The organism is Hominisplanchenecus murintestinalis (assembly GCF_943193015.1).
GTDB lineage: Bacteria > Bacillota > Clostridia > Lachnospirales > Lachnospiraceae > Hominisplanchenecus_A > Hominisplanchenecus_A murintestinalis.
On sequence record NZ_CALPCM010000052.1, the window covers coordinates 1 to 12010 of the forward strand.

The following is a 12010-nucleotide window of genomic DNA, read 5'->3' on the forward strand; positions in this document are numbered from 1 at the left end:
TTATTTTACTCTGAGGTATTTTTTTCTCAACCTTCTTTCTTGGAATTTCCTATATTTGAATTATACAGGAAGCTCCTTTTTTATGAAAATGTGATTTTTCCGGGAATCATTTTCCCTGCATCCAACATGGAAAAAAGCACCTATACTCCGCCATCTGCGCAGTATGGATGCCTTACAGTAAAATAATATGTTTTTTTATAAGCCGCAAACAACACAATAAATCAAGCAAAGTCCCATAACGGGAAGAAAGGGGAAAGATCATATGTTTAAGGAATATTCCGATTTTATGACAGCAAAAGAAGCAATGGATGCCCTCGGCATAGGGAAAACCCTCATGTATTCGCTCTTAAACAGCGGCGAAATTCCTGCCGTCAGGGTAGGCGGCAAGATATGGCGGATCAGCAGGAAAGCGCTGTCTGATTACGCAAAAAAAGTGACAAATTAAAAAAAGAACTCTACGAATCCATATTGGAGATTCGTAGGGTTCTTTTCACTCTTTACCACTATTATTTAATTTGGTTTGATTGGATTTTGCTTGTAATAACTATCTTCCCAGATTTCCTCATCATAATCATATGAGGTTATTGCATTATTATTAGGTTCCCAACGAAACTCCCCTGCACCCATTTCAAATTCATTGTTTTCTGTCAATGTAATTCCTTGATATGAAGATACTCCCAAAAAATCACTAATTGTTATCGCTTCATATGTGCCATCTCCAGCATCGGTAATAATGCATACATAATCATATGACGGTGATGAATCCATATAAACTCCCGGAAAATCTAAATGTTCTTCTTCGGTCAGTGGTGCGGGTCCCAAAGAAATTTGAGTATTTTCCATTGTCATCGTCATTTCAAATGTATCAAAAAGTCTTGTTGCACTTGGACAGTTAAATACAAGTTCCGTAGTAAATTCTCCTCCAGGTACCAATGTCGTATAATCATACTGTGTTGACCTGGCACTTGTTATAACTCCATGAGAATTTAAGGAAAAATAATTACTTGCTACAAATTGAATATTACTGTTCCCGGTATTTCCTATTGTGCATTCAACTTTTACCACATTTGTATTTTGCTCCTCATCATAAGCGACATAGGCATAGTACACATACACACCAAGAGAATTACTATAGGCATATCCCGGAAGATAATACTCTGTTGTGGCGTAATATCCATCTGCAGATTCCGCATCCTCCCTTAACGCAGCATATTCTTCCGCTTTCTTGTTGGTAAAGCTTCTGTATAGCTTATCATCCACTGTCAGTCCTATTGTCGGATCATCTGTAACATCTGCATATTCACAGTCTGTATTAAGTATCAGGTGATGCTTTGCTTTTTCATCCTCTGAATAAAATACATCAAAGCCAATGTATCCGTCACTATTATCATATGATAATATGCAATATGTTTTTCCATCTATGGCATACTTGCTAATCTCCATACTTTTATCGTCACTGTCATACCATGTAAGATACATTGGCGCAATAGACTCTTCCATGTATTCGCGAATTTCCTCATGTGTCATGGATGGCAGGCTCTCGTCCATCAGCTTCTGGAATCCATCATAATCAAACTTTTCGTATTTGAGTTCCATCTGGCACTTGTCAAGATACTCAGTAGCATTTTTATAATCTGGTATGGTTTCAAATTCTTTTATTGCTGATGCATAGTCCTTCTGCTCCAAACAATTCTTTGCAATCAGATAGGTACACTCTGATACCATTTCCTGATTTCCTGCATCCTTGTACAGTTCCCTCGCTTTCTCATAATCTCCATTGGCAAAAAACTCCTCTGCCTGTTTCTGTATGTCTTCCTGCTGTACACCTTCCCGCTGCGCATCCGTTTGGTTTGACGTTTTTTCCTCTCCCACACATCCTGCTATAGCCAAAGCAGCTACGCATAAAATGACCGCTAAAATAATTTTCTTTTTTCTCATATCCTTTACCTCCGTTTTCTTCCTTGCGGTTTATTTAAAGGAATAATATGTAGCCATGAAATTTAACTATGCATTTCATACAACTACCGTCTGTACCTCTTACAATTTAGCAATCATACTCCAAGAATCTGCTTTTTTCCCTTTAAATTTTTCCTGTAAAATTATCCTTTCATCATAAAAGCTGTTTATATTTCCTTATCTCGCCAACCCCTGATATATCTTATCCGGACACAACAACTTATTACTCTGACAGCAAATCCTCTCCAAACTTATAATACTAAGCACATATTTTAAGCATTTGCAACACTCTATTTCATGTTATTTATCTGTCGATTCTAACTTATATATCATATCTTTTGACTCCAAATATTGATTATCATTTCTTATGGATTTTCCGTGTTTTTCTGCTGCAATCTCAGAAAGCCTTTGAATGAGATTGTATAATTCTCCTGCATTTACTCCTGTATTCTTATATAAGTCTTTTTTTATGTACAGCTCACCATCTATATACTGAATCTCTTTATATTGAATAATATCAGGATTTTCATCAAATTTTGTTAATGTTTTATCAACAATAACTCCATCTACCGTAAATATCAAATCAAACCGTCCGAGCCCAAACGTATCATCCCTAATAACTGCTACAATTTTATTTGAAATTTCTTTAACATACTTTCTCTTTGTCAAATATCCTTTCAAGTATTTTTTTTCGTCATAATTTCTTATAATAATGGTTGCCTTATCTTTTGTAACAGCATCACCCAACTCTTCTTTTATCGCCTTTGCCATCATTCGCACGCAATCTGATATTTCTTTTAATTCAAATGCCTTGCCTCCCAATAAATCACTGGAAAGATATCTGATATTATCTCCAAATTTACCATATTCTTCTTCAAAAATTCTGCCGAGCGTCCTACTTTCTGGTATTCCATGCCTTGAGCAAAATTCTTGTAACATAGTGGTCTCTTTTGAAAAATCTGCCATTAAATGCATTTTTCCTACATGCTCTATAATGATTCTTTGAAGATCCTGGAAGAGGTCTTCTGTAAAATATTTAAATTTGATTTCATATAATCTGTCAAATTCTTTTGCTGAGAAATTATCATTCATTTTTTCCTGCAAAATATTTAGCTCATTTTTCTTATCCACAACTTTCTTCTCTACAGATCCTGCCAATTCCTGCATATTACCTTCATTACTCGGAATCAATCTTGAAATTTCATTTAGCATATCATTTAATATTTCCAAATAGGATGCAGCAAAATTGGAGTTAGCCAAACGCATAACAAACATATCTGCTTTATTCTTATTTGAGAACAATGTCATATATTGATTATAACGTTCATCTCGGGTGTCCTGAAAATCTGAAAAAAACTTATTTGGATACCGTTTCTCCTCCTCCGGAACAGGAATGCACCTATTAAATTCTATCGTGTATTTTTCAATAAATTTCTGCAAAACATATGCATATGTTTCTAACAGAAGTCTCTGCTGTTTCTCAACAAAATTTTGTTCCAACTTTTGTATATCCTTCGTCTCCTCTGGAAATGGAAAAAGAAATATCTCGTTCACTTTTTTCGTCAGCATTTTATATTCAACAGAATATCCCCTGTTTGAATTTGACAAATAACCATCAACATAAATCCTACTTAAGATTTGTGCATTTGTAATCTCATTATAACCTTCATTTACCAGATACTTTAATAGTCCCGCTGCTGAACTTATTTCGCCTATTTTGAGATATGCTATAGTGCAAAGCTGCAACACATCACATTCCCTGCCGGAAGCCTTCTCCGCACATCCAATAAGTTCTCTTATTTTTTCTTTATTCTCTACCTCATCTAATAAATCGATATATTCCAAGGCACATGAAGATACGATTTGATCTTCTCTTAACAACGCATATTTATTCAACTTCATATATGTCTCAAAATGACTAATCGCTTTTTCTTTATAGTATTCATATATGTGCTGTTCATCATCCAATGCGTTTTGTGCAATCAAATTTGCAGCATGCCCAAAATAATACCAAAAGGGAGGATATGCTACAAAATATTTCTGGATTGCCTCCAATCGTTCATATTTTCTAACATCATCCGTATCCATAAGTATTTTGTTATATTGTGTAATCTGCTTTTCTGTCAATCTGTATTCATCTGGAAAATTATATCTATCTGCCAGTCTCCAAGATGCATCAAACAATTCTCGCCGCAACCCATTAAATTGCTCAATCGCAGAACGCTGTAATTGCCATTCTTTTTCTTCTTTCTCCAATAAATTATCTGCTTTTGCTTTACGATAATTCATATATCCAATGCCAACCTGAGAAGCAATCGAAGCGGCTATTGTAAATGGATTTCCTCCTGCCACAATCAAACCAAAATTTGGAACTGCAGACCATATTGCATTTTTCATTTTTTGTTGATATTCTTTTTCAATACGCGCCTTATCCCCCTCCTGTATTCTAAAAAAAGTTATAGTGTCCAGAAGCTGCTTCAATATATTCAGCAGCGCTTCGTCTTTAGGGATGCTTTCCAAGTTTAGATTGTTTAAAATAGTTTCATATTCCTGTTCTAATATATTGACATCTGCATAGTCAATGATTTGTGAGACCGAAACCGTACATAAATTGAGCGCGTATGCAGCCTTAATTTTTTCCTCATCTGAATACTCTAAATCACTGTGTTCTATTTCCTGAATGGGTTGCTGCTCTTGTTGGCTCACAATTTCTCTTACTGCCGCCACCATCAATTCTGTATTTTTTTGAGATTTTTCCAAGCTCTCAAATGATTGCTTTAATAATTTCATTTCTTCTCTTCTTTTTCCAAACATATGTGCCTCCAAAATATCTTATATTGCCTATCTAAATTCGAGATCCAGAACTATCGGAAGATGATCAGAAACTTCTTTTCTATATAAATCAAAATCATCCCCATAATAATTTTTTACTGCCTCAATTCTTTTAACATCCAGTTTTATTCCTTCAAATCTTTTTTCATCATAAGTGAAATGATCATAATTATTAGCATAGCCATCTGCCTGGCTATATGACACACCTTCCTTTTTGGATTTTAATGTAGTCAAATCACTTTGAACCGTAACAATTCTTTTGCCCTCATCTGCCAATTCAATTATTTCTTCATCAGGTCTAAGGAAACTGCCTTGAGCCGCACTACTCTTCAAATTTAAATTATAATCTCCCAGCATAATAGTATATGTTGGCATACAATATGCATCACGTTCCCCATTTATCAAATCATATGTTTTATCACTATATTTGGGATAAACCGTCTTTGATAAAATATCAAATTCGTTACGTCGCATACTTATTGCTCCTAAATCACTAAAATCATGATTATTACTTTCATTTTCCGTCCGATTTTTAGAAAACATGATATGTGCATTGATTAAACGTATCTCCGCAAAGGTTCCTCCCAGTCGTTCACTCGGTGTCAATCGGGCATAATACGGATTTCGTATTAAATACCTTTGGCCAAATGACTTGTCAACCTTATATTGGTTCAGTATTCTTGGTTCAAATATTTTCCCATATCTATTCTTCACAAGACCTAATCGAGCATTATTCCAAATAAATGCATATCCCTCTGCTGCACTAACTGATCTTGAATTTGGAGAATCCCATCTTCCCTCCCAACCATTAGCACCCAGTTCAGATACAAGTCGATCCAAAGCCTTCTTATTGAAAATCTCTTGGATTGCGACAACATCTAATTCTGCATCTCGTATTATCTGAGAAATTTTTTCCAAATTCTTCCTGATGTCATCGTCTGACTGAAAGCTAAATTTATACAAATTAAAAGAACCTATTTTGTATCCCATAACCAATCACCTCTTTCGTTCAAAAATGCAAAACGTCCCCACAAAATACTTTTCGTATATTTACCTTCTCAGTATAAAAATCAAATTATTGCAACATCGCTATATCTTCCCCCTGGCTCCGCAGCCACATATCAATCCCCTTGCCAAACACTTCGGCTTCCACCACATACTTCCCATCTTCCTCCGAAAGTATCTTTGCAGTCGGAAGCCTGTCCAATATGGCATCAATATCAATCCCGGAATAGACAAATTTCACTTTCTGCAGCTTCCCGCCGAGCATGAACTGAATCCGTTTCCGGAACTCCCCTTCCTCAAAGCGGTCTGCATAAGGAATATGAAACCGTTCATCCAGCACCCTCAGCTTCTTTATTCTGTCAATCCGGTAGATCGTCGGGAAAGAATCGTTTATCACATCAAAATCCTTCCTTACCGCCTCATCCTCTATAAAAGCAGCCATGTAAAAATAATACTCTGAAAACATGATCGCCACGGGCTGGACTTTCCTTTTTACCCTGCTTTTGTCCTTGCTCCTGACATACTCCATTTCTATGTACTGGCTATGCCTGATTGCCTGTCCGATTTTCCACATGGTATCAATAAATACCGTTTTATGTCTCGGCTCAACATAATGAAATTCCTCATTTGCAATCAAATCCCTGATTCCCTTCTGATGATCTTCCAGCACGCAGCAGGAAATGATTTTATGGAGAATTGCTGTCATTTCTTTTTGGGTAAAAGCCCTGCTGTCAAGGAGGATTTTACATACCGCCAAAACCTCACTATCGGACAGTTTCGACTTATGAATCTGCTCTAAACAATATCCTTTTCTTTTCCAGTCGTAAACAAGCGAATCGGCATATCCGGAAGCAGCAGCGCTGTTTTCCAGAAAAAGCCGGATGTCTTCTATATCCCTCTGTATGCTCCGTTCGTTCACGTTATACTTAGCCGCTTCTTCCTCTTTCCGGACAAGGCTTCCATTCATAAGCTTCGTGTATATGTCAAGCACCCTGCTGATCTTGCCCTTGCTCTCGTTCGCCACGCCGGGTCCCTCCTTCCCTGCATCCATCCTGGTATTTATTATACATAAGCGCAGCGACATTATCTGTCTATCTTATAAAAACGCCGCTTTTATTTATTATACAAGAATCGTGCGATATGCGCAATCTGAAAACCCCTGTTCCGATTTTGGGCGAATCAGGAACCAGGGGCTTCCCATGGATAATTCAAAAAAACTTTCCATATCCTTAACTAAGTACATTGCACTTTCTCCATTTAATGATAACACACGCTTAATAAGTGCGCAACTTTTAATTAAAATAAGTGCATAGACAGCAAATACAAAGGTGGTACTGTTTTATGGATAAAAAAGAAGAAGTGAAAAGACGGCGGCAGCCGAAAGAACTGAATAAACAGATCGGCGAGCGGTGCAGGAAAGCAAGGGAAACCGCGGGATATACGCAGGAACAGCTTGCAGACCAGATCGGCGTTTCCACGCAGTTCCTCTCAGACGCCGAACGCGGCGTCACCGGGATGTCCGTAAATACAATCGTGAAGCTGTGCGGCGTACTGAACATTTCCGCTGATTTCCTGCTTCTGGGGATGGAGGAACCCGATGGAACGGAAAGCCCGTTATCCATCTACACAAGGATGAAACGGCTTTCCCCGCAGGAACGGGAACTGGTGGAGGAAGTCACAAACCTGATGATGAAATCTTTTCATCTGCCGAAATAAAAAATCCTTCCATACCGCTGCCGTCCGCCCCCGGTACACTATATTTCACCTGCAGGCATAAAAACGACAAGGAGGAAATATAGCGTATGGCTAACCATAGAAAGAAAGCCGGGTGGAGACGCCCGGTAAAGGAAGAGAACGTGCAGATTGGGGAACGCTGCCGCAAGGCAAGGGAAGCGGCAGGATACACCCAGGAGAAGCTGGCGGAGGCCATCGGCAGGGGGCCGCAGTTTGTATCGGATATGGAACGCGGGAAATGCGGGATGTCGCTTTCCACTTTCAGGAGCCTTTGCTCTGTCCTGTCCGTATCGGCAGATTACCTGCTGTTCGGGTGGACAGGCGGAGGCTCTTTGCCGCTTTCCATTGACGAACGGATCAGCAGGCTTTCAGAATCGGAGAGGGTGATTGTGAAGCAGCAGCTTAACCTCATTCTCAGGGCATTTTCCCTGAATTCTGACAACGAGTAGCACATAAACACAGAAGAAAAAATCCCATTCCGGAGTGCCGGCGGAACCCGGAGTGGGATTTTAACCCCACTATGAAAAACACCATTGGCGGCAGTTATCGCTTCCAATGGTGTTTCCTTTTTACCTTATATTCAATTTAACCTATATCCGGTTTCATTTCCACGGATTATTTTATCACCTGTTTTTTCCCCGTCACTCCCTTTGCCCGGAACAGCTTTTTATAGGCTTCCTTTTTTGCAGCCGGAACTTTGATTCTTGCTTTTGTATGGATATTCTGGAATGCCTTCGCGCCGACTCTTTTATTCGTCAGCTTTTTCGTTTTGACATTTACCAACTTCAATTCCCGGCATCCGTAAAATGCTGATTTCCCAATTTTCCTGACCTTTGCCGGAATCGTCACTTTCGTAAGGGATGTACATTTATAAAAAGCTTTTGCGCCTATCTCCACGACATTCTTCCCGACTGTTACGGTTTTCAGGTTTCTGCAGCCATAAAACGCATTCTTTCCGATCTTTGTTATGCTGTTCCCTATCTTCACCTTAGTAACACTCTTATTCCCCTTAAAAGCCCTGTCTGCAATGGCAGTGATTTTATATTTCACGCCGTTTATGCTGACAGTTGCAGGAATTGTAACAGTCTTTTGTTTTTTATCCAGAGGCTTCACATAAGCTGCCGTTCTGCCGGAAACGCTTAACACGGCATAGACAGCGTTTGCGTTCATATCTTTGAACTGTTCTCCAGCTTTGGGCTGCGGTTTACTTTCCTGGCTGTTTCCATCTTCAGTACCCGTATTCCCATGCTCGTTATCCGTTTTATCTTTCTCTATGTCCGTTCCATCTGCGTCCGTCTTATCCTTATCAACATCCCCGTTATCCTGTGACGGTGAAGGTGTCGGCGTGACGCCGCCATTATCTGACGGATTCGGCAAAGGAGTTACATGATCTCCCGCTGTGTCCTGTGAAGGTTTTTTATTATCACCCGGCTGACTCGAACCAGGCGTATCCTTGCCATCCGAAGGCTTTTCTGTTTCCCCATTTCTATCTGAAGGCTGTTTTGCAGGATTTTCGGTGTTATCATCCGGCTTTGATGCTGATGGGTTGCTATTATCATTCTCCCCACGATTGCCTGTTTCCTGCCCGTCCACTTTCGGTATCGTGACATCGGAAACAGTGGTTTCATTCAAAGCGTCTTTATCTGAAAATAGTCCCCCACATCTGCTGCAGGCCCAATGTTCCCGGTATCCTGTCTCTGACGCAGTGGCAGCTTTTTCATCCACTTTTGAAAGATTGTGTCCTGATGCGGAAACTTCAATCTTTTTGCAGCTGATTTCCTGACTGCAGGATATGCAATATACCGCCTCGTCATAAGAACCGGATTCCGTACATCCCGCATCTACAGAGTTTTCTTTTACCGGAGCGCCTGGTATATGAACTACTTTCGCAAGTGTTTCTGTTCTTGTATCTCCACAATTACTGCAGGAAAAGACTTTTTCTCCCTCTTTCCGGCATGTCGCCTCCTGGACAACCTCGCCCTCATTCCAGCTATGTGCCGTAATTTCAATCTCCGTGACATCTTTTTTGCTGTCGCAGTTTTTACAGTGAATTGACTTGCTCCCTGTTTTCTTACAGTCTGCTGCTTTGTCTATGGTAAAATCCGCATCCCAGTCATGTCCTTTCGCATCAACTGTTATCGAATCTCTTACTATATCACCGCAGACAGAACAGATGGAATGTCCCTTCCCCTGTTCTGTACAGGTCGGCTCATAATCCCCATTCCCATCAAAACGGACTGTCGTATCCTCTGTACATGCTTCCCTTGTAATGGTAACCGCAACCGAGGTTGTCTCGTATATTTCCTTATCATCCCCCGTATATTCCGCCGTTGCCACAACGCATTTTCCGGCAGGAATTTCTTTATTTCCATCCTCATTTTGCCATTCCCAGCCATCCGGGAGAATCAAACTGCCGGATACCCTCTTTATAGTATTGGCCGCATCAATCCGGCTCTGGGGGATATTAAGAGGATATTCTTTCTTCCCTATGGTTCCTATATCTGCAGTAGCCATCGTTGAAGAAAGTATATAATTGTCCTTGCCCTCTCCAACAATCACTATATCTTCTGCAATAATGGATTTATTCGTGCCGATTTCTGAATCCGCATATCTGATTTTGCCGCTAGCTGAAACATTTTCATCTTCTATAATTCCATCCAAACGAATGGAAAGTGTGTCCTCTGCCCCGTCTATGCTGTCAGAACCATCGTATATTTTCGATATGCTTCCCTCAATATATGGCGTTACCGTTTTCGGGGTTATTGCCGTCGGTCCATTGACGGCGTTGGCACCCCGCAGCGTTTCCGTTTCAGGTATGGAAGCCTCCAGATAATAGGTTCCTGCGTCCTTTGGCGCTTCTTCCAGTCTGTTTTCTTCCGATACGCTGTCCTTATACCAGCGAAATTCCACATCTTCATATCCTGCTCCCATAATGCCCATTTCATTTTTGCCCGGAACGGAAAGCCTGTTCCCTGAATAGGTAACGGACGGGGTATAGGTATGGAACTGGAGCGATGGTTCTGGCCTTTTGTCTAGCTCGATTTCAATTTCAACCGGATTGCTTGCAACAGAACCGGCCGGGGTATAAAAATATCCATGCTATTCCGGTTCGTACAGCATATCTTCCGCAAATATTTTAACCGTGTATTTGCCGTCTTCCACCCCTTCCGGAATTTTTATCATATGGATGTCACCGTTACCAGGCAGATCATATATCTTCCCATATGCAATAACTGTTCCGCTTTCATCGACCAGCATAGCTGAAATCCGGTCGTATTCCACATCCTCGCCGGGCTGTCCCATGGAATCAACGCTGAAATGTATGCCGCCGCCCGGCTGCAGGATGCCATCATCGTCTATCCGCCGTGCCCGGAAGCCGTCATTGCCGTCAAATACAGCGACTGTCCACGCATTGCTCCCGCCTTTTTCTTTTGTCATGCGGTAGCTTTCATCCGGATCTAAGTTTGCGCCCAAAAACTGGTCTTCTTCCCGGTAAGCCGTATAGAAAACGGAAGAAAGCCTGATATTGTATGCCGGGTAAACCACTCCTGCATTGTCTCTCACATCCCAGGTTGTCACATCACTTTTCAAATTGTCTGACGGATTAGCCCGCATAATCCCTGTTTTCATGTCATCAGCAAGCGAAGGGGAACGAAGGAACGCCCCGCCATTGCGGAAAAACTGGCTTTTAGAGCCTTCGTGCGTATGGCTGAACCCATATCCTTCATGCTCAATTTCCCTCGCGTCCAGCAGGAACAGTTTCTCGCCGTCCAGCCCCGCATATCCCAGTTCCCCGGATATTTCCTCCCAGTCTTCATGGCTGTCATTATAATTGCTGATAAGCGCCGCCATCTGCGCCTTGCTGAACAGCCGCCCGGCAATATTATCCGGATAATAAGTATGCGGGCTTTCTATTCCCGTTTCACCTGTGAGATACAGGTACATGTCGCTGTATTTCCAGTCATTCACAGATTTCTGTCCGTTGTCCGCTTTTTTATCCCACCAATAGATATCGCAGCTCACCTGGCCGTCACTTACCGCAAATATGCTGTGTTCCCCATCCCTGCTGAAATCCGTTGTATCTGCATCAAGCAGCCTACTCCTCCCTATGCCCGCATAATAAATATATGTGCCTGTCCCGTTAGACCATTCCGCTTCTGTGCTTTCCGGCACAGTCGGATTTTCAAGCCCGGCAATCTTCCCGTCAATATTGAGATTGACGCTCCTGACTTCTGGTTCCTTGAATACTGCACCGTCTGTTTCCGATTCCTTTGCATACACCCTTCCCGCATTCCCCTGCACAGCAAAAGATGAAACAAACAACGCCGCCGCTGTCATGCCTGCAAGCAGCCTTCCCATAAACATGCGGGATCTTCTGCCACTCTTTACACGTTTCATTTCTGATATCCTCCCTATTTAGTCAAGTCTTTTTTCCTTATTTTTCAAGGATTTTTTAGTTACATATCTCAGATGAATGAGCCAG

General features: G+C 41.0%; 9 protein-coding genes. 3 read left to right on the plus strand and 6 right to left on the minus strand.

Annotated elements, in window-relative coordinates:
• Window positions 1-262: 262 nt before the first annotated feature.
• On the plus strand, window positions 263-445 hold the full coding sequence (locus NFR99_RS13060) for a helix-turn-helix domain-containing protein (RefSeq protein ID WP_251353853.1): 183 nt from the start codon (window positions 263-265) through the stop codon (window positions 443-445).
• A 65-nt stretch (window positions 446-510) separates the two neighbouring features.
• Here the strand turns inward: NFR99_RS13060 and NFR99_RS13065 are convergent, their stop codons facing one another.
• From NFR99_RS13065 to NFR99_RS13080, 4 genes are all read right to left on the minus strand, one after another.
• Window positions 511-1938 (minus strand): CDC27 family protein, encoded by a 1428-nt coding sequence (locus tag NFR99_RS13065; protein WP_251353854.1) that lies wholly within the window; start codon window positions 1936-1938, stop codon window positions 511-513.
• Window positions 1939-2256: 318 nt separating this feature from the next.
• On the minus strand, window positions 2257-4770 hold the full coding sequence (locus NFR99_RS13070) for a hypothetical protein (protein ID WP_251353855.1): 2514 nt from the start codon (window positions 4768-4770) through the stop codon (window positions 2257-2259).
• Between the two features lie 27 nt (window positions 4771-4797).
• Complete coding sequence (locus NFR99_RS13075) at window positions 4798-5778, minus strand: exonuclease/endonuclease/phosphatase family protein (protein ID WP_251353856.1); 981 nt, start codon at window positions 5776-5778, stop codon at window positions 4798-4800.
• 85 nt (window positions 5779-5863) lie between these two features.
• Window positions 5864-6760 carry a helix-turn-helix transcriptional regulator gene (locus tag NFR99_RS13080; protein ID WP_416388343.1) on the minus strand — a complete coding sequence of 299 codons (897 nt, stop codon included), beginning with the start codon at window positions 6758-6760 and terminating at the stop codon, window positions 5864-5866.
• Window positions 6761-7134: 374 nt separating this feature from the next.
• Here NFR99_RS13080 and NFR99_RS13085 point away from each other — a divergent pair, with 374 nt between their 5' ends.
• Together NFR99_RS13085 and NFR99_RS13090 are read left to right on the plus strand one after the other, a co-directional pair.
• On the plus strand, window positions 7135-7509 hold the full coding sequence (locus NFR99_RS13085; protein WP_251353858.1) for a helix-turn-helix domain-containing protein: 375 nt from the start codon (window positions 7135-7137) through the stop codon (window positions 7507-7509).
• Window positions 7510-7595: 86 nt separating this feature from the next.
• Window positions 7596-7976, plus strand: coding sequence for a helix-turn-helix domain-containing protein (locus NFR99_RS13090; RefSeq protein ID WP_251353859.1), 381 nt, complete (start codon window positions 7596-7598; stop codon window positions 7974-7976).
• 166 nt (window positions 7977-8142) lie between these two features.
• Here NFR99_RS13090 and NFR99_RS13095 read toward each other — a convergent pair whose 3' ends face one another.
• Window positions 8143-10458: a leucine-rich repeat protein gene (locus tag NFR99_RS13095; protein WP_251353860.1), complete on the minus strand. Its 2316-nt coding sequence runs from the start codon at window positions 10456-10458 to the stop codon at window positions 8143-8145.
• Between the two features lie 168 nt (window positions 10459-10626).
• Window positions 10627-11925, minus strand: a complete 1299-nt coding sequence (locus tag NFR99_RS13100; RefSeq protein ID WP_251353861.1) for a hypothetical protein — start codon at window positions 11923-11925, stop codon at window positions 10627-10629.
• Window positions 11926-12010 lie beyond the last annotated feature (85 nt).